We start from the raw sequence: 19,116 nt of genomic DNA on the forward strand, positions 1-19,116 counted from the left end.
CGGCCTTTTTATTCAAAAGAATCAAGATAAAATAATCAAATCAAACGCCTTTACAAATAGCGATGCCACACCAGCAGCATTCAATAAAAATAAAACCTGAGGCCTTTTATTCCTCAGGTTTTATTTATCAAGCCTTATGCTTTTTCGTTCTGGAGTTTCTCTGCCATCAGTTGATGCAGCGTTTTCTTAGCCGGTTTCATCGGAACACGGTTATCCGTCCAGCCCAACTGCTTGCTAGGCGTCAATGCACGGAATTTAGAGGCTGTCCAACCGAATGCACGGTAAGCTTTACTGCCGCTGAAAATACCGTCAAACGTACGCCACGCCATTTGTTCGCCGAAAGTATGCGATGCGCCTTGACCGCGGATAGGATGCGGAACAATTTCTGTTGGCGAACGTTGTGCTTCAACACGCAGACGTTGCATTTGTTCGGTAATCGGAATGCGTACCGGACAAACCTCAACACAGGCACCACACATGGTACACGCAGTCGGCAGATCGCGTGTCGCATCCAAGCCCAACAAATGCGGAGAGATAATCTCGCCAATCGGGCCGGGATAAGTTGTACCGTAAGCCGCGCCACCGATACGGGTATAAACCGGGCAGTGGTTCATACACGCACCGCAACGGATACATTGCAAAGTACGGCGCATTTGATCTTCTGCATACGCTTGGCTACGGCCGTTATCAAGCAGTACCAGGTGCATTTCTTGAGGGCCGTCCAGCTCTTCGCTACGGCGAGGGCCGGTAATCATATTGAAATAAGTGGTAATGTTCTGACCGATGGCGGAGCGTGGCAACAGGCTGTACAAAGGCGGAACATCCGACAGCTTCGCAACCACTTTTTCAATACCGGTAATGGCAATGTGCACAGGCGGTATAGTGGTACTCAAGCGGCCGTTGCCTTCGTTTTCAACCAGACACAAAGTGCCCGTTTCAGCAACGGCAAAGTTCACACCGCTCAAACCGACATCAGCAGTGCTGTAAATATCGCGCAAGGCTTTACGCGCAAATCCGGTCAGTTGGTCTACATCGTCTGTCAACGGCGTGCCGAGGTTTTGATGGAAAAGCTCGCTAACCTGCTCTTTGGTCTTGTGAATGGCAGGCATCACGATATGGGTTGGTTTCTCGCCGGCCATTTGAACGATAAACTCGCCCAAGTCGCTCTCAACCGCTTTAATGCCTTGGTCTTGCAGATAATGGTTCAGCTCAATCTCTTCGCTGACCATAGATTTACCTTTCACCATCAGCTTGCCGCTTTTATCGGTAATGATGTTGTGAATGATTTGGCAGGCTTCGGCAGAGGTTTCCGCCCAGTGGACTTTAACGCCCAGCTTGGTCAGATTTTCTTCCAGCTGTTCCAGCAATACAGGCAATTTGGACAACGAACGTTGACGGACATGCTCACACAAGTCACGCAGGCTTTGCAGCTCTTCTTCATCTGTCAAAACGGCTTTGCGCTTAGTCATCAGCATATCCATCGCTGTACGCAAGCTTTTACGCAGAGGCTTGTCTTGCAAAGAAATCGCAGCGTTTTGCTTGAATGTTTCCGGCTTCATATGGAATTTAATGGTTTGGGAACTCATGCTTTTTCCTCCAAATCGGCAGGGGAAATATGATCAGGCAGAACGGCCAAAACCACCAAATCGCGCGGGCCGTGTGCACCATAGGCCAAAGTCAATTGAATATCGGCAGTCTTAGACGGGCCGGAAATCAAAATAACGTTAGTAGGCATGCCTTTTTCTACCAGTTTTTCGCCTTCAACAGCATTATGGAATTCGTTGTACATTTTGCTGGTGTCAAACAGGCAGAAATGCACGGGCGGAACCAAACTCAGACTGCGCGGCTCGACAGGGCTGGACTCCAGCATAATCGTGCCGGTACGGGCAATACCGCATTTAGAACCGCTAAAACCAGCCTCGATATCGGTAAAGAATTCGTTTTTCCAATCGTCGATTTTTCGCTCAAAACCACGAGGTTCAATATTGGTATCAGCCAAAGCTGCACGGGCCAGCTGACCATGTTCTGTTTCCAATGGGAGCAGAATATTTTTCAAGCCTTTACCTTCGGCTGCTTGACGGAATACTTGCGGCCAGTTGGATTTGGTAACCCAATAAATTTCAGTTTTGACGGCACGCATGGCAGCCGCCCAATGTTTCAAACGCTCGACATCGTTTGCCCAAGAAACACCCATTTCACGGTAATAATCGAAAACAGGTGGCTCTTCCATCGGCAAGGCATCGGCTTTTTTCAATTTTGCTAAAATATTTTCGCGCGCGCTCATGCTTTACCTCCGGTACGTTCCAACAGGAAAGATGCAATATGTTTCGGACGTGGCATATTGGGTTCGTCTTTGGCAATTTTGCCGCCGATATTCATCATGCAGCCGCAGTCCGCACTGATGATTTCAGTTGCGCCTGTTTCTTTTAAGGCTGCGACTTTGTCGGTTACCATCGCGCCGGAAATATCGGCCTGTTTCACAGAGAATGTACCGCCAAAACCGCAGCACTCGCTTTCATGGTCGTGAACGATACGTTCAACATTTTCCATGCCGTCAATCAACTGCCAGCCTGACAAATGGACATTCATCTCACGACGCGCCGCGCAAGAAGTATGAACGGCCACTTTAACCGACTCGCCTTTATCTTCAGGTTTGTAACCAATCGCCAGCAGGAAGTGGGTAAATTCAATAATACGGTTGGCGCAATCAATGGCTTTTTGCTCGTACTCGGTACCTTTGAACAGAGTCGGCCAGTGGTGTTTCATCATGCCGCCGCAAGAACCGGAAGGCACGACAATCGGCCAATTTTCAGGGAATAAATCCAGTTGCGCTTTGGCAACATCAAAGGCTTCTTTAGGATGGCCTGACGAATAGGCAGGTTGACCGCAGCAGCTTTGTTCCATCGGATAATGGATACGGATGCCCTGTTGTTCAATTAACGTGATGGCATCCATGCCTGCTTCGGGCATGAAAAGGTCGAGAACGCAAGTACCGAAGAAATAAGCATCGGTTGGCTTGCTGTCGAATACGGTGATTTGTGGTGGTTTGATTGCGCTCATTTTTTTGGAACGGGATAACCCATTTTCTTGTGTAAAAATAAGATGGATACTTTAAGTAATTGCTTGTAATGGGTCAAGTCTAATTTTAAAAAATAATATTAAAAAAGCATGACAAACCAGACAAATACCTTTCCCTTATTGACTTGATAATCTATATAATAACCACTATCAATAAGAAACCTTATGGATTCATTTTTTAATAAATGAAATTCAACTATTCCCTCTCTCTTCAAAACACAATAACTGCCTCTTTATAGAATCTTGATTTACATCAGAAGTCATGAACTTAATCTCTATGACTCATTTTTAAACAAAATAAGCAACCCGTTATGCTGTACATATGTTTCAGACGGCCATACTTGGCATAAAATGATGTCTAAGACAATAAAAATAAAAGCTTTTCTCACAAGACTCAGGCCGTCTGAAAGATAAGTTCGTCAAAAGGCCGCTTTCCATATACTCAATCCTACTTTTAATCAAAATCAAACACTTGAAAAATCATCATCCCTAACCTTGAAAACCCTATGCACACTCAAGCACTTCCAGTATCATTGAGACAGTTTCTTGACGCAAAATTACAATCTTAGCCGCCCACAATCGGCATGGATTTGCAAAAGAAGTGAAACCAAGCTTCAAAACAATTTCACCTTAACTTCGGAGTAGGCATTATGTTGACCCAGACTCAACAGGTTGATTTGACCTTGCATCACCTTAAAGAACGTACCCTATCGATTTATACCCCCGAACAGCGTGCAAGCATCGAGACATCTGAAGACTGGAAACAGTTTGACAGACGACTTGAGGAACACTTTCCCAAACTGATGCATGAGCTGGACAATGTTTACAACAACAACGAAGCCGTCCTCCCCATGTTGGAGCAACTGATTGCCCAAGCATGGCAAAGCTATTCCCAACGCAACTCATCCTTAAAAGATATCGATATCGCGCGCGAAAACGATCCTGACTGGATTTTGTCCAACAAACAGGTTGGCGGCGTGTGTTATGTCGATTTGTTTGCAGGCGATCTGCAAGGCTTGAAAGCCAAAATCCCTTATTTCCAAGAGTTGGGCCTGACCTATCTGCACCTGATGCCCCTGTTTAAATGCCCTGAAGGCAAAAGCGACGGTGGCTATGCAGTCAGCAGCTATCGCGATGTCAATCCGGCTTTGGGTACGATAGGCGACTTGCGCGATGTCATTGCTGCCTTGCACGAAGCAGGTATTTCCGCCGTCGTCGATTTCATCTTCAACCATACTTCTAACGAACACGAATGGGCAAAAGGCTGCGCCGCCGGTGATCCACTCTACGATAACTTCTACTATATTTTCCCCGACCGCTGGATGCCCGACCAATACGACCGCACCCTGCGTGAAATCTTCCCCGACCAACATCCGGGCGGCTTCTCCCAATTGGAAGACGGACGCTGGGTATGGACGACGTTCAACTCCTTCCAATGGGACTTGAATTACAGCAACCCATGGGTATTCCGTGCCATGGCAGGCGAAATGATGTTCCTTGCCAACTTGGGCGTTGATATTCTGCGCATGGATGCCGTTGCCTTTATTTGGAAGCAAATGGGCACAAGCTGCGAAAACCTGCCTCAGGCACACGCTCTGATTCGCGCGTTTAACTCTGTAATGCGTATCGCAGCACCAGCCGTGTTCTTCAAATCCGAAGCCATCGTCCATCCTGACCAAGTTGTCCAATACATCAGCCAAGACGAATGCCAAATCGGCTACAACCCTCTGCAAATGGCATTGTTGTGGAACACCCTCGCCACACGCGAAGTCAACCTACTCCATCAAGCACTGACCTACCGCCACAACCTGCCCGACCATACTGCATGGGTCAACTACGTCCGCAGCCATGACGATATCGGCTGGACGTTTGCCGATGAGGACGCATGGCAGTTCGGTATTCACGGCTACAACCACCGACAATTCCTCAACCGCTTCTTCGTCAACCATTTCGACGGCAGCTTCGCGCGCGGTGTACCTTTCCAATACAACCCCAACACCGGCGACTGCCGTGTCAGCGGTACAGCCGCGGCATTGGTTGGCTTGGCTCAAAACGATCCGCATGCCGTTGACCGCATCAAACTCTTGTACAGCATTGCTTTGAGTACCGGCGGCCTGCCGCTGATTTACCTAGGCGACGAAGTAGGTACGCTCAATGACGATGACTGGTTGCAAGACAGCAATAAGAGCGACGACAGCCGCTGGGCACACCGTCCTCGTTACAATGAGGAGTTGTACAAGCAACGTCATGACAGCTCGACCACTGCCGGTCAAATCTTCCAAGGTTTGCGCCATATGATTTCCATCCGCCAAAGCAATCCGCGCTTTAATGGCGGCAGGCTGGTTACCTTCAACACCAACAACAAACACATTATCGGCTATATGCGCAACAACGCGCTTTTGGCATTCGGCAACTTCAGCGAACATGCGCAAACCATCAGTGCGCACACCCTGCAGGCCATGCCGTTTAAAGCACACGATTTGATTAGCGGCCAAACCGTTTCTCTGAATCAGGACTTGGTACTGCAACCCTATCAAGTCATGTGGCTTGAAATTGCATAAGCTGAATTTTTATACATCATTCAAGGCCGTCTGAACAAATCAGCGTTCAGACGGCCTTTTAAGGCATAAGATGTATTTTGTATTTTGGGCAGTTCCGCTTAGAATGCACGCTTTAATACTAAATGACACACTTGTCGTGTTTTTTCTGTCTGCCGCGTGTGGCGCGGTGCAACGTGAAGTTTAGTGGATATGCGGCGGGTTCGCAACTTGAAGCGGCCGGCCGGGGCGGTTTGGAATGTTGTTTCGGGCAGGCTGTTTTATAATGGCTGCCTGATATGTATGAAAATATAGGAGATGTGATGCACGAGCTTCATTTTTCGGCTTCGGACAAGGTCGCGCTTTATCGGGAGGTGTTGCCGCAGATTGGGTCTGTAGTGGCGGACGAGACGGACTGGGTGGCGAATTTGGCGAACACGGCGGCGGTTTTGAAGGAGGCGTTCGGCTGGTTTTGGGTGGGTTTTTATTTGGTCGATACGCGTTCGGACGAATTGGTTTTGGCACCGTTTCAGGGGCCTTTGGCGTGTACGCGGATTCCGTTCGGGCGCGGGGTGTGCGGTCAGGCTTGGGCGAAGGGCGGGACGATGGTGGTCAAGGATGTCGACGCGCATCCCGACCATATTGCCTGCTCGTCTTTGTCGCGTTCGGAAATCGTCGTGCCGCTGTTTTCAGACGGCCTCTGTATCGGCGTGTTGGACGTGGACAGCGAACATCCGGCGCAGTTTGATGAGACGGATGCTTTGTATTTGGGCGAACTGGCAAAGATTTTGGAAAAGCGGTTTGAGGCTTCGCGTCAGGCGGCTTGAGACTGGAAAAACAGGCGGGCGGCGCGTGCCGAAGTTGGCGCGGCGGGAGTGTGGTTTTATAATGTCTGCCATTGTTCAAACAATTATTTGACGGAGCGTTAAATGGATTTTGATAAAGTCAGGAGTAAAAATCCATGTTGAAAAAATTCGTACTTGGCAGCATCACTGCAGTAGTTTTGGCTGCTTGCGGTGGCTTCGGCACATCTTTCCTATTCCGGTTTGGAATATCCATATAAAAAAGTATTCTTTGTGTTTGCCGCAATTTCACTTAGAATGCCGCACTTGCACACTTTTTCAGGAGAATATGATGTTGAAAAAATTCGTACTCGGCGGCATTGCCGCATTGGTTTTGGCAGCCTGCGGCGGAGAGGGCGGCAGCGCGTCTTCTTCTGCTTCGGCCCAATCTGCCGGCGCGTCCGGTTCTTTAATCGAGCGCATCAACAATAAAGGTACGGTTACCGTCGGCACGGAAGGCACTTACGCGCCGTTTACCTACCACGATAAAGACGGCAAATTGACCGGCTACGATGTGGAAGTAACCCGCGCCGTGGCGGAAAAACTGGGTGTCAAAGTCGAGTTTAAAGAAACGCAATGGGATTCGATGATGGCAGGTTTGAAAGCCGGCCGTTTCGACGTGGTGGCAAACCAAGTCGGTTTGACCAGCCCCGAACGCCAGGCGACATTCGACAAATCCGAGCCTTACAGCTGGAGCGGTGCGGTTTTGGTAGCGCGTAACGACAGCAACATCAAATCTATCGACGACATCAAAGGCGTGAAAACCGCGCAATCCCTGACCAGCAACTACGGCGAAAGAGCCAAAGCGGCGGGGGCGGAACTCGTGCCGGTGGACGGTTTGGCGCAATCGCTGACCCTGATTGAACAAAAACGCGCCGATGCGACCCTGAACGATGAATTAGCGGTTTTGGACTATCTGAAGAAAAATCCGAATGCCGGCGTGAAAATCGTTTGGTACGCGCCTGCCGATGAAAAAGTCGGTTCCGGCCTGGTTGTCAACAAGGGCAATGACGAAGCCGTGGCGAAATTCAGCACGGCAATCAACGAGCTGAAAGCCGACGGCACGCTGAAAAAACTGGGCGAACAATTCTTCGGAAAAGACATCAGTGTTCAATAATTTCCTTGCCTCTCTGCCGTTTATGACGGAAACACGCGCCGATATGATTGTCAGCGCGTTTTTGCCTATGGTCAAAGCCGGTTTCGCAGTATCTTTGCCTTTGGCGATCGCTTCTTTCGCCATCGGCATGATTATTGCCGTAGCCGTGGCTTTGGTGCGGATTATGCCCTCCGGTGGCATTTTCCAAAAATGCTTGCTGAAGCTGGTGGAATTTTATATTTCCGTCATTCGCGGTACGCCGCTTTTGGTGCAGTTGGTCATCGTATTCTATGGATTACCTTCCGTCGGCATCTATATCGATCCGATTCCTGCCGCCATTATCGGCTTTTCGCTCAATGTCGGCGCATATGCTTCCGAAACCATACGCGCGGCAATTTTGTCCGTGCCGAAAGGGCAATGGGAAGCCGGTTTCTCCATCGGTATGACCTATATGCAGACCTTCCGCCGCATCGTCGCGCCGCAGGCATTCCGCGTTGCCGTTCCGCCTTTGAGCAACGAGTTTATCGGCTTGTTCAAAAACACCTCGCTTGCCGCCGTGGTAACGGTAACGGAGCTTTTCCGTGTCGCTCAAGAGACAGCAAACCGTACTTATGACTTCTTGCCGGTTTATATCGAAGCCGCATTGGTTTATTGGTGTTTCTGCAAAGTGCTGTTTTTGATTCAGGCGCGTTTGGAAAAACGTTTCGACCGCTATGTCGCCAAATAAGGAGTTGTCATGATTAAAATCCGCAATATCCATAAGACCTTTGGCAAAAATACCATTTTGCGCGGCATTGATTTGGATGTCGGCAAAGGACAAGTAGTGGTTATCCTAGGCCCGTCCGGCTCAGGCAAAACGACGTTTTTACGCTGTTTAAACGCTTTAGAAATGCCTGAACAAGGTCAGATCGAGTTTGACAATGCTCAGCCGTTAAGCATCGATTTTTCCAAAAAACCAAGCAAACACGATATCTTGGCACTGCGCCGCAAGTCCGGCATGGTGTTCCAGCAATACAACCTCTTTCCGCACAAAACTGCGTTGGAAAACGTAATGGAAGGGCCGGTTGCCGTACAAGGCAAGCCTGCCGCCCAAGCGCGTGAAGAGGCTGTCAAATTGCTTGAAAAAGTCGGTTTGAGCGATAAGGTTAACCTTTATCCCTACCAGCTTTCCGGCGGTCAACAGCAGCGCGTCGGCATTGCCCGAGCATTGGCGATTCAGCCTGAACTGATGTTGTTTGACGAACCGACTTCCGCGCTCGATCCTGAATTGGTACAAGATGTTTTGGATACCATGAAGGAATTGGCGCAAGAAGGCTGGACCATGGTTGTCGTTACGCATGAAATCAAATTTGCCTTGGAAGTGGCAACCACCGTTGTCGTGATGGACGGCGGCGTTATTGTCGAACAAGGCAGCCCGCAAGATTTGTTCAACCATCCCAAACATGAGCGGACACAAAAATTCCTGCGCCAAATCCGTGCGGACAATGGCGATCTTCAAATTTAATTGAAACGACAGACAATTTGAAAGCATTTCCGACTGTCATTTCATAAAGGCCGTCTGAATAAGTGAAATAGAAATCGTTGATTTCGTTTTCATACTTGTTCAGACGGCCTTTTATATATCTTTTCAGGTAAAATAACGCCTTTCGTTTTACTTACCCCCTTGCCTGCCATCATGATAGAAATTAAAAAACTCACCCTGCAACGCGGTTTGAAAGTCCTGCTCGATAAAGCCGATGCCATAATCAACCCCGGCCAACGCGTTGGTTTAATCGGTAAAAACGGTATGGGAAAATCCAGCCTGTTTGCGCTGATAAAAGGTGAAATCACTCAAGATGGCGGCGAAATCCTTATTCCCAAAACATGGCGGCTGGCTTCCGTCTCTCAAGAAACGCCTGATTTAGATATTTCCGCTTTAGACTACGTTTTACAAGGCGATGCCGAATTACAGGCTTTTCAGACGGCCTTGGCCCAAGCAGAAGCACAAAACGACGGCATGAAGCAAGCCGAATATCACGCCAAACTTGAAGAAATCGATGCCTATACCGCTCCGGCACGCGCCGCCAAACTGCTTAACGGCTTGGGTTTCTCACAAGAAGAACATACCCGTCCCGTCAAGTCCTTCTCAGGCGGCTGGCGTATGCGCCTCAATCTTGCCCAAGCCTTGATTTGTCGTGCCGATTTGCTGCTCTTGGACGAACCGACCAACCACTTGGATTTAGAAACCGTGTTGTGGCTGGAAAACCATCTCGCTTCCCTGCCCTGTACGCAAATCATCATCTCCCATGACCGCGACTTCTTGAATGCCACTACAACGCAAACCATCGAGCTGTCGCAACAAAAACTGACCCAATACGGCGGCAATTACGATTTTTACCAAGCCGAACGCGCCCAACGTCTGGCGCAACAACAAGCCGCTTACGTCAAACAGCAGGCACAAATCAAACATTTGCAATCCTTTATCGACCGTTTCAAAGCCAAAGCCACAAAGGCCGTACAAGCCCAAAGCCGCATGAAGGCATTAGCCAAACTCGAGCGCATCGCCCCTGCGCATTTGGATAGCGAGTTTTCCTTCGAGTTTGCCAATCCGACCCATCTGCCCAATCCATTATTGAAACTTGACCATGCCGACTTGGGTTATGGCGACAATACCGTTTTGCACGATATCACCTTGTCTCTGGAAAGCGGCGCGCGTTACGGCCTGCTGGGCGTTAACGGCAGCGGCAAATCCACATTTATCAAAGCATTGGCAGGAAAAATCGATTTACTTTCCGGCAATATCGTCCGCTCCGAGAAGCTCAATATCGGCTATTTTGCCCAGCACCAACTGGATACCTTACGCGCTGACCAAAGTCCGGTTTGGCATATCCAGCAGCTTTCACCCGAAGTCCGCGAACAGGAAATCCGCAACTTTTTAGGCGGTTTCAACTTTGTCGGCGATATGGCGGTTCAAAAGACCGAGCCGTTCTCCGGTGGGGAAAAAGCGCGGCTCGCCCTTGCTATGATTATCTGGCAAAAACCTAATCTGCTGCTGCTTGACGAACCAACCAACCACCTAGACTTGGATATGCGCCACGCCCTGACACTTGCCCTGCAAAGTTTCCAAGGCGCATTGATTGTCGTTTCGCACGACCGCAGCCTGCTTGAAGCGACTACCGACAGCTTCCTCCTTATCGACAAAGGCCGTCTGAACAACTTCGACGGCGATTTGAACGACTACCGTCAATGGCGGTTGGCACAAGAAAACGCCGCAGCAGCCCCCGCCGCTTCAGTACAAAGCCAAAGCCGCAAAGACACCAAGCGCATAGAAGCACAAATCCGTCAGGAAAAAGCCAAACGCAGCAAACCGATTCAGCAGAAAATCGACAAAGCCGAAAAAGAAATCGCACGATTGACTGATACTCAGACGGCCTGTGAAGCATTTTTGGCACAAGAATCTGCTTATTCAGAAGAAAATAAACACAAATTGCAAGAGACACTCGCACAATTAACAGAAACTAAAGTAAAATTAACGCAACTGGAAGAAAACTGGCTGCAATGGCAGGAAGAGCTTGAGCAAATCCAAGTTGATGTCGAAGCCGAGTTTTCCCAATAAAAATAGAGCCATCAGGACGTCTGAAATAAAACACAATACGGAAAAACATGACTTCAACCATCAAACAAGCCGAATACTTCCTCGTATCCTCTTTCGTCTTGGGCATTTCTCTTCACGCAGCCGCCGCAGTTTATTCCTGCGGTAACGGCAGCTATACTTCCGAACCCAACTCCTCCTGCGCACAGGCCGAATTGCCTAAAATCAGCGGCCATCAAGGCAGCGGTTACCACCTCAACATCCGCAGCCTCAATACCTCTGATGAACGCGCAAGTGCAAAGCCTAAGAAAAAGGCACGCGCGGAAAAATCCAATAAACAAGAGAAAAAAGCCGACAAACCGAGTAAAAACAAAAACGGTATAAAAGCTAAAAAACAGCAGCACATGCCGTCTGAACAAGAATAAAATGCTCAAGTGCAACGAATCAGCCCTATCTGAATCATGAAAAAATATCTGCTTACCCTATCCCTGCTGCCGCTTGCTGTTTTCAACAGCCAAGCCCACGCCGCAAAAATCTATACCTGTGAAGTCAACGGCTCGATTGTCTATACCTCGCGCCCAAGCGGCAACTGCCAAGCCGTCAACGATTTGCCGATTGTCGGCAAATACAGCAGCAGCCGATACGACGCTCCGGTTAGTGATGCGCCTACACTCAATGCGCCGACATCACAAACTGCTCCGGCAAAAAGCAAAAACACAGCGACAAAATCCAACCATAAGGCAACGCCCAAACCTGCCCCTGTCCGCACCGCTTCTGAAACGGTTCCTCCTCCGATTCCCAAATCCTCCGGCGTCAACAGCCGCCGCTCTATTTTGGAAACCGAGTTATCCAATGAACGCGCGGCTTTGGCCGATGCCAAAAAGCAACTGAGCCAAGCGCGGACAGCCAAAGGCGGCAGCGTCAATCAACAGGCCATCAGCACATTGCAAAGTGCGGTTTTGGATAGGGAGAAAAACATTCAAGCCCTCCAGCGTGAACTGGGCAGAATGTAAGTCCAAATCAATCAAAACATCAGGCCGTCTGAACAGGTGGAAACGAAATCCGAAATTTTCGTTACGCCAAACAGACGGCCTGAATCCTATAATGATTACGCCCGTTTCAATTTCTTGTGCCTAGTAAATACGGTATAATTTACCCTTTACGCACATTACCTCCAGTCTTTTCAGACAGCCTTTATCTCATGACTGCAAAATCTTCTAAAACCCAAACAAAAAAACGCGTCTCTACCAAACCGGCAGCCAAACCGACCACACGCAAATCCACCAAAGCACAAACTCAAGCCGACAATAAAGTCTCCCAACGCCTGAAAGCCGCCAAAGAGCTGCAAAGAAACGAAGAAAAAAAAGCGCGTCCCGAGCATGTCGTCAACTTGATTAATGATGCTTTATGGCTGTTTGGCTTGGTTATCACCATTTATCTGGCCATTTCCCTGGCCAGCTTCAGCATGGACGACCCTGCATGGTCGCGCAGCGTTCCCAAAAGCAACGATGTCGCCAACCTCGGCGGTCTCTTTGGCTCCTATCTTTCCGATGTTGGATATTATCTGTTCGGCTTATCGTTTTGGTGGTGGATAGCCGCCTCTTGCGTTTTCCTCTACAAAAATTTCCGTCCCATGAAAAAGCAGGAAAACCACAAGCCCTACAATCACGGCGTAGCCGCTTTAGCATTGTTTCTCCTGCTGGTGTGCAGCCCGATTATCGAACATTTCCTGTTTGACAATGCATTGAGCGAATCCCTTCCCGTCGGTGCAGGCGGCTTGGTCGGCTTGTTGGCCGGTTCAGGCTTGGCTTGGCTGTTGGGTAAGTCGGGCAGCCTGTTGATTATGCTGGTGATGTTGCTTTTATCCATTTCCCTGTTGGCTCAGGTGTCATGGTTGGAAGTCATGGCCAAATCCGGCAGCCATATGGGTGGCCTGTTTGGCAGCCTGATGAAAAAACTGTCTCAATTCCAAAGTAAAAAAGAAGATGTCCACACCGAAGCTTTGGAAAGCCAAAATACGCGCCGCATGGTTAAAGAGGCAAAAACCATTACCGCCACTCCGGTTGCTCCGTTGGCAGGCAGCAGCAGCAACCGTAAAACCGTTGCCGTATCCGTTGCGCCGCCTCCTAAAATCCAAACTTCCCTATTTGACGATACTGAACCTAAAAACAACGGCGAATACCACAAGCCTAACATGAACCTGTTGCGTATGCCGTCTGAAGAACCGGTTGCCGTCAATCCGGATGAATTGCAACAGACCGCAGAATTAATCGAGGCCAAGCTGGCTGAATTTGGCATCGGCGTACAGGTTGTTTCCGCCACTTCCGGCCCTGTGATTACCCGCTACGAAATCGAACCGGCACAAGGTGTCAAAGGCAGCCAAATTGTTGCCCTGTCCAAAGATTTGGCGCGCTCGATGTCTCTGCAAGCAGTACGCATCGTAGAAACCATTGCCGGTAAAAACACCATGGGCATTGAATTGCCCAATGAGAAACGCCAAGACGTGATGTTGAGCGAAATCCTCTCTTCATCCGTGTTTACCGACGCCAAGTCCAAACTGACCGTTGCTTTGGGTAAAGATATTGCGGGTACGCCCGTTGTCGGCGACTTGGCAAAAATGCCGCATCTTTTGGTCGCAGGTATGACCGGCTCGGGTAAATCCGTCGGTGTGAACGGCATGATTATGTCCATGCTCTTCAAAGCCACGCCCGACGAAGTCCGTTTCATTATGATTGACCCGAAAATGCTGGAATTGAGCATTTACGACGGCATTCCGCACCTGCTCTGCCCGGTTGTGACCGATATGCGCGAGGCTGGACAAGCGTTGAACTGGTGTGTTGCCGAAATGGAAAAACGCTATCGCCTGCTCTCTCACGCCGGTGTGCGTAATTTGGACGGCTTCAACAAAAAAGTCGAACAAGCCAAAGCAGCAGGCAAACCATTACTCAATCCGTTCAGCTTAAATCCTGACGATCCTGAGCCTCTGGAAAAACTGCCGTTGATTGTGGTCGTCATTGACGAGTTGGCAGACTTGATGATGACCGAACGCAAATCCGTTGAGCAGCAAATCGCACGTCTTGCCCAAAAAGCGCGTGCAGCAGGCATTCACATGATTGTCGCCACCCAACGTCCGAGTGTCGATGTGGTTACCGGCCTGATTAAAGCCAACATTCCGACACGCATGGCCTTTACCGTACAAAGCAAAATCGACAGCCGCACCATTCTTGACCAAACGGGTGCGGACGAATTGCTCAAATATGGCGACTCGTTATTCCTGCAACCGGGAAGCGCAGAACCGACACGCCTGCAGGGTGCGTTTGTTTCCGATGATGAAGTGCATCAGGTCGTCAATTTTGTCAAAGAACAGGCTCCGACCAATTATGTTGAAGGCCTGCTCAGTGGCGAAGCGGCCATCGAAACCACCAATATTGTCAATCCGAACGCAAACAGCGATGAGCTATTCGATCAAGCCGTTGCCTTCGTATTGGAGAGCCGGAAAACTTCCATTTCCGCCCTCCAACGCCAATTGCGCATCGGCTACAACCGTGCCGCCAATTTGATAGATGCGCTTGAAAATGCCGGTGTTCTCTCTCCGGCAGACATCAACGGCAGCCGACGGATTCTGGCACAAAAAGACCAGCTGTAAAAAACAACAATATCGAAACGCAAAGGCCGTCTGAAAAGAATTTCCCACTTTTCAGACGGCCTTTTTATGTTATTCGTGAAACATTGTGTTATACTAAGCAGCTAAATTTTGACCTTATGCACGCTTCCGAAGTTCTTCGGAATGCCGAGCAGAAGGATAACCGTTTAAACACAACAAATTTAAGGGCTTACGATGAGCGTAACTGTTGAAACTTTAGAAAATCTGGAACGCAAAGTAGTATTGTCTCTGCCTTGGTCCAAAATCAACGCAGAAACTGAGAAAAAACTGAAACAAACCCAACGCCGTGCAAAAATTGACGGCTTCCGTCCGGGTAAAGCACCGTTCAAAATGATTGCCCAAATGTACGGCGCAAGCGCACAAAACGACGTTATCAACGAATTGGTACAACGCGAATTCTACGAAGTTGCCGTTGCTCAAGAATTGAAAGTTGCCGGTTACCCACGCTTTGAAGGCGTTGAAGAACAAGACGATCAAGAGTCTTTCAAAGTTGCCGCTATTTTTGAAGTTTTCCCTGAAGTAACTATTGGCGACCTGTCTGTCCAAGAAGTAGAAAAAGTTACTGCGACTGTTGGCGATGCCGAAGTTGACCAAACTGTAGAAATCCTGCGTAAACAACGCACCCGCTTCAACCATGTTGAACGTGAAGCCCAAAACGGCGACCGCGTCATCATTGACTTTGAAGGCAAAATCGACGGCGAACCTTTCGCTGGCGGCGCGTCTAAAAACTACGCTTTCGTATTGGGCGCAGGTCAAATGCTGTCTGAATTCGAAGCCGGTGTTGTCGGCATGAAAGCCGGAGAAAGCAAAGATGTTACCGTAAACTTCCCTGAAGACTACCACGGTAAAGATGTTGCCGGTAAATCTGCCGTATTCACCATCACTCTGAACAACGTTTCTGAAGCTACTTTGCCTGAAGTTGACGCAGACTTCGCTAAAGCTCTGGGCATTGAAGACGGCGACGTTGCCAAAATGCGTGAAGAAGTGAAGAAAAACGTTGGCCGCGAAGTTGAGCGCCGTATCGGTGAACAAACCAAAGAATCTGTAATGAACGCCCTGCTCAAAGCAGCCGATTTGCAAGTTCCCGTTGCTTTGGTCAACGAAGAAGCCGCCCGCTTGGCAAACGAAATGAAACAAAACTTCGTTAACCAAGGTATGGCTGATGCTGCCAACTTGGATCTGCCTTTGGACATGTTCAAAGAACAAGCAGAACGCCGCGTTTCTTTGGGCCTGATTTTGGCTAAATTGGTTGAAGAAAACAAACTTGAGCCAACTGAAGACCAAATCAAAGCCGTTGTCGCCAACTTCGCTGAGAGCTACGAAGATCCTCAAGAAGTTATCGACTGGTACTACGCAGAGCCTTCCCGCCTGCAAGGCCCGACTTCTTTGGCAGTAGAAAGCAACGTTGTTGATTTCGTTCTGAGCAAAGCTAAAGTAACTGAAAAAGCGCTGTCTTTTGACGAAGTAATGGGCGCACAAGCTTAATTGCTCTAAGACCGTCTGAAACAGACAATCAAAAGCACCGAAGCGCTTTAAATGGCTTTGGTGCTTTTCCATCATTAACAGGAGACAAAAATGTCCTTCGATTTCAATAATTACCTTGTCCCTACCGTTATCGAACAAAGCGGTCGTGGCGAGCGCGCATTCGACATCTACTCACGCCTTTTGAAAGAGCGCATCGTTTTCTTGGTCGGCCCGGTGACAGACGAATCTGCCAACTTGGTTGTTGCGCAATTACTGTTCTTGGAAAGCGAAAATCCAGATAAAGATATCTTCTTCTATATCAACTCTCCGGGCGGTTCGGTTACTGCCGGTATGTCGATTTACGACACCATGAACTTCATCAAGCCTCATGTTTCTACTTTATGCTTGGGCCAAGCAGCAAGTATGGGTGCATTCTTGTTGTCCGCAGGCGAAAAAGGCAAACGCTTTGCCCTGCCAAACAGCCGCATCATGATTCACCAACCGCTCATCAGCGGCGGCTTGGCCGGTCAGGCTTCCGATATTGAAATTCACGCTAAAGAGCTGCTGAAAATCAAAGAGAAACTGAACCGCTTACTCGCCAAACATTGTGATCGCGATTTGGCCGACTTGGAACGCGATACCGACCGCGACAATTATATGTCTGCCGATGAAGCTAAAGAATATGGTTTGATTGACCAAGTTTTGGAAAACCGCGCCTCTCTACAAGCCTAATCTTTATCGGTTTTAAATCAAAAGGCCGTCTGAAAAGTATATATTCAGACGGCCTTTCTTCAATCTTACTTCGCGTTGTCTTTATTATTCACCTGAACCGGATACAGCAAAATCAAAGGATTGGCTTTCACTTGACTCCAGAAGCTTTTCAGCAAATTGCGCATACTGCCCAAACGCGTGCCGCGAGAACGAAGCGCAACAGCCAAAGCCAAAGAAAAGCTGACCACCAGATTCACCATGCCGATTGCCAATACACTTGCCAAGCCAAGCATAAAAGTGAATATATCTGCATGACCACTAATCGCGGCATAACCCAAATTTGCCGAAGAGAACGCCACATGGCGAATATCCAGTGGTAAGCCGAAAAGGTGGCCAAAATAGCCGGTCATACCCAAAAGCATACCGAAAATAAAATTGCCCATAAGCGAGCCGTAATGCTTATGAATATAAGCGGCCAAACGGCGGCGTGGCTGAGGACGCATGATTTTTCGTAAAAACGGATTAAACGGCAGGCGCTGACGCAAGTTCAGATAATCGGAACGGTTGTCAAAGAAGCCGGCAATAATCCCCGAGCAAAATAGCCATACACCGGCAATAGCGGCATACCACAAGGTAGGCTGAGTAAAAATCTCAATAGATTTAAGCTGGTAGGCTGTAACCGCCTCATTCAATAAAGGCTGATCATGCGTGTAGACATAACCCCAAGCGATCCCCGCCGCCAACAATACGGCAATCGATACATTGCCAAACACGGCAACACTTTGCGAACGGCACACGTCAATCAGCAGTTTTGCCAATTTGTTGTCCACCGCTTTACTGCCTTCATTTGAGTCCACCTGCTCGGCAAAGCTCGCCGCCGTCATGGCAGGCTGCTTGGTCGCAACGGTGCAGTGCAGCATATGAATCAGCATAAAGCCTAAGCCGTAGTTAAGTCCGGCAAGGAATGAAGTAGTAAACTCGCCGAATCCCAAAGACGCAATATGGATTTTATTCAATGCCATCAAAGCAATAATTACGCCACCGCCTGCTGCGGAATAAAACATTTTGAAATATTCACTACGGTTGCGCGTAATGTAATGCTCACCATAATGGCTTTTGTTTTCCGTAATACTGCGTGCCAGCATTCGGATACTGCTTTTACGCAAGTGGCTGGTACTGTATTGCTCTACCGCCGCGTAAATCATCGCATTCATCAGATTGATGGTTAAGCGGGTGCGGCTGCCGGTTTCGATTTGAATATTGGTCAACAGTTTCAGACGGCCTAGGGTTTGTTGCAGGCGCTCCAACAAGTGCGCCACTTTCACTGACGAACCAGACCCCGCCCCTGTACCACGACGACGCAGATACTCAATTTGCTTGTCGCACTGGTCAAACATGACCTCCAAGTGCGCCGTGTCGTAAATTTCTTCACTGTGGCGATAGTGTTCTACCAATTTTGCAATTTCACGTTGCAAAGCGACAAATGCCGAATCTGCCTCCAACAAACGGGGAGCAATCCGTATTAAATCCGGCTCAATTGCTTCGGAAGCAATCCAAATAGACAGCATTTCTACCGCTCGCAAACGGGCATCTGCCAACTGTCGGCTGGCCGTCTGAAGCAACGCAGGATCGGCTTTACCCTGCAACAATTCATACATGCTCAACCATTGGCGCAAACTCAGGGTTTGCAACCATTTATCATCGTTTTTCGAATGGAAAAGATACAAAAACACTTCGCGCAGATTGGAAAAATCTTTATAAGACGGACTGAAACGTTCGTAAATCCGTATGCCCATTTCCCGAGTAAAGCTATGGCGCGAGAAAATACCCAGCTTAATCAGCGCAGGATAGATGTGAACTTTAGACAACCAGGCATAGAAGCGCAGGCTGAATTGACGGCATAAAGCATCGTCTTGTTTTAAAGTAGATAAAATCAAATCGAAACGTTCGGAAGCCTGTTTTTTGCCTCCTCGGCGCAAAAATTTGATTAATGCATTGAGAATAAGAACAAAGTCGGTATCATTTAAGCGCTCCGACAAAATAATGTGAAGATTTTGATTAGTCAGTTTTTGCATTGTAGTATTATTACATAAAATGAGATATTTAGCAAGAACCTCGGCAAACAGGTCGGATTATATCGCATTCTTTATCAA

The 19,116-nt window shown here is 48.6% G+C and carries 14 protein-coding genes and 1 pseudogene; 11 read left to right on the forward strand and 4 right to left on the reverse strand.

Translation table 11 applies throughout. The features are described 5' to 3' along the window. Positions 1-134 precede the first annotated feature (134 nt). From FAH67_RS04210 to FAH67_RS04220, 3 genes are read right to left on the reverse strand one after another with little or no spacing between them, the layout of a single operon-like run. Positions 135-1,586: a LutB/LldF family L-lactate oxidation iron-sulfur protein gene (locus FAH67_RS04210; RefSeq protein WP_003679226.1), complete on the reverse strand. Its 1,452-nt coding sequence runs from the start codon at positions 1,584-1,586 to the stop codon at positions 135-137. Then, positions 1,583-2,284, reverse strand: coding sequence for a LutC/YkgG family protein (locus FAH67_RS04215; protein ID WP_003679224.1), 702 nt, complete (start codon positions 2,282-2,284; stop codon positions 1,583-1,585). Before FAH67_RS04215 ends, FAH67_RS04210 begins: the two co-directional genes overlap by 4 nt. Continuing rightward, positions 2,281-3,060, reverse strand: coding sequence for a (Fe-S)-binding protein (locus tag FAH67_RS04220; RefSeq protein WP_003679222.1), 780 nt, complete (start codon positions 3,058-3,060; stop codon positions 2,281-2,283). The genes FAH67_RS04215 and FAH67_RS04220 overlap by 4 nt, the downstream gene beginning before the upstream one ends. A gap of 668 nt (positions 3,061-3,728) precedes the next feature. Between FAH67_RS04220 and FAH67_RS04225 the strand changes: the two genes are divergently transcribed. The 11 genes and pseudogenes from FAH67_RS04225 (at position 3,729) to clpP (ending at position 16,984) form a co-directional block, all read left to right on the forward strand. After that, positions 3,729-5,639, forward strand: a complete 1,911-nt coding sequence (locus FAH67_RS04225) for an alpha-amylase family protein (protein ID WP_003679220.1) — start codon at positions 3,729-3,731, stop codon at positions 5,637-5,639. A 275-nt stretch (positions 5,640-5,914) separates the two neighbouring features. Then, positions 5,915-6,442 (forward strand): GAF domain-containing protein, encoded by a 528-nt coding sequence (locus tag FAH67_RS04230; protein WP_003679217.1) that lies wholly within the window; start codon positions 5,915-5,917, stop codon positions 6,440-6,442. Positions 6,443-6,746: 304 nt separating this feature from the next. Then, the gene (locus FAH67_RS04235) at positions 6,747-7,574 is read left to right on the forward strand and encodes an amino acid ABC transporter substrate-binding protein (RefSeq protein ID WP_115287625.1); all 828 of its coding nucleotides are present in this window, start codon (positions 6,747-6,749) and stop codon (positions 7,572-7,574) included. Beyond that, complete coding sequence (locus tag FAH67_RS04240; RefSeq protein WP_003679211.1) at positions 7,564-8,280, forward strand: amino acid ABC transporter permease; 717 nt, start codon at positions 7,564-7,566, stop codon at positions 8,278-8,280. The genes FAH67_RS04235 and FAH67_RS04240 overlap by 11 nt, the downstream gene beginning before the upstream one ends. A gap of 9 nt (positions 8,281-8,289) precedes the next feature. Then, positions 8,290-9,057: an amino acid ABC transporter ATP-binding protein gene (locus tag FAH67_RS04245; protein WP_003679209.1), complete on the forward strand. Its 768-nt coding sequence runs from the start codon at positions 8,290-8,292 to the stop codon at positions 9,055-9,057. 171 nt (positions 9,058-9,228) lie between these two features. Further along, a complete protein-coding gene (locus FAH67_RS04250) occupies positions 9,229-11,148 on the forward strand; it encodes an ATP-binding cassette domain-containing protein (protein WP_003679207.1) in 1,920 nt (639 codons plus the stop codon). A 47-nt stretch (positions 11,149-11,195) separates the two neighbouring features. Next, on the forward strand, positions 11,196-11,549 hold the full coding sequence (locus FAH67_RS04255) for a nucleolar protein (RefSeq protein ID WP_112890785.1): 354 nt from the start codon (positions 11,196-11,198) through the stop codon (positions 11,547-11,549). 36 nt (positions 11,550-11,585) lie between these two features. Further along, a complete protein-coding gene (locus FAH67_RS04260; RefSeq protein WP_003679204.1) occupies positions 11,586-12,137 on the forward strand; it encodes a hypothetical protein in 552 nt (183 codons plus the stop codon). A 293-nt stretch (positions 12,138-12,430) separates the two neighbouring features. Beyond that, positions 12,431-14,770: pseudogene (locus tag FAH67_RS04265) on the forward strand (DNA translocase FtsK); the annotation flags it as partial. Between the two features lie 192 nt (positions 14,771-14,962). Then, complete coding sequence (gene tig, locus FAH67_RS04270) at positions 14,963-16,273, forward strand: trigger factor (protein ID WP_003679200.1); 1,311 nt, start codon at positions 14,963-14,965, stop codon at positions 16,271-16,273. 90 nt (positions 16,274-16,363) lie between these two features. Beyond that, positions 16,364-16,984 (forward strand): ATP-dependent Clp endopeptidase proteolytic subunit ClpP, encoded by a 621-nt coding sequence (gene clpP, locus FAH67_RS04275; RefSeq protein ID WP_003679199.1) that lies wholly within the window; start codon positions 16,364-16,366, stop codon positions 16,982-16,984. 65 nt (positions 16,985-17,049) lie between these two features. On the opposite strand, the gene FAH67_RS04280 is transcribed toward clpP, so the two are convergent. After that, positions 17,050-19,038: a site-specific recombinase gene (locus tag FAH67_RS04280; RefSeq protein ID WP_115287624.1), complete on the reverse strand. Its 1,989-nt coding sequence runs from the start codon at positions 19,036-19,038 to the stop codon at positions 17,050-17,052. Positions 19,039-19,116 lie beyond the last annotated feature (78 nt).

This window comes from Neisseria flavescens (assembly GCF_005221285.1).
Lineage (GTDB): Bacteria > Pseudomonadota > Gammaproteobacteria > Burkholderiales > Neisseriaceae > Neisseria > Neisseria flavescens.

Coding starts and splice junctions, on each gene's coding strand:
- FAH67_RS04220 (WP_003679222.1), bottom strand. CDS start 3,060: ATGAGCGCAATCAAACCACCACAAATCACCGTATTCGACAGCAAGCCA.
- clpP (WP_003679199.1), top strand. CDS start 16,364: ATGTCCTTCGATTTCAATAATTACCTTGTCCCTACCGTTATCGAACAA.
- FAH67_RS04250 (WP_003679207.1), top strand. CDS start 9,229: ATGATAGAAATTAAAAAACTCACCCTGCAACGCGGTTTGAAAGTCCTG.
- FAH67_RS04215 (WP_003679224.1), bottom strand. CDS start 2,284: ATGAGCGCGCGCGAAAATATTTTAGCAAAATTGAAAAAAGCCGATGCC.
- FAH67_RS04225 (WP_003679220.1), top strand. CDS start 3,729: ATGTTGACCCAGACTCAACAGGTTGATTTGACCTTGCATCACCTTAAA.
- FAH67_RS04230 (WP_003679217.1), top strand. CDS start 5,915: ATGTATGAAAATATAGGAGATGTGATGCACGAGCTTCATTTTTCGGCT.
- FAH67_RS04260 (WP_003679204.1), top strand. CDS start 11,586: ATGAAAAAATATCTGCTTACCCTATCCCTGCTGCCGCTTGCTGTTTTC.
- FAH67_RS04235 (WP_115287625.1), top strand. CDS start 6,747: ATGATGTTGAAAAAATTCGTACTCGGCGGCATTGCCGCATTGGTTTTG.
- tig (WP_003679200.1), top strand. CDS start 14,963: ATGAGCGTAACTGTTGAAACTTTAGAAAATCTGGAACGCAAAGTAGTA.
- FAH67_RS04210 (WP_003679226.1), bottom strand. CDS start 1,586: ATGAGTTCCCAAACCATTAAATTCCATATGAAGCCGGAAACATTCAAG.
- FAH67_RS04255 (WP_112890785.1), top strand. CDS start 11,196: ATGACTTCAACCATCAAACAAGCCGAATACTTCCTCGTATCCTCTTTC.
- FAH67_RS04280 (WP_115287624.1), bottom strand. CDS start 19,038: ATGCAAAAACTGACTAATCAAAATCTTCACATTATTTTGTCGGAGCGC.
- FAH67_RS04245 (WP_003679209.1), top strand. CDS start 8,290: ATGATTAAAATCCGCAATATCCATAAGACCTTTGGCAAAAATACCATT.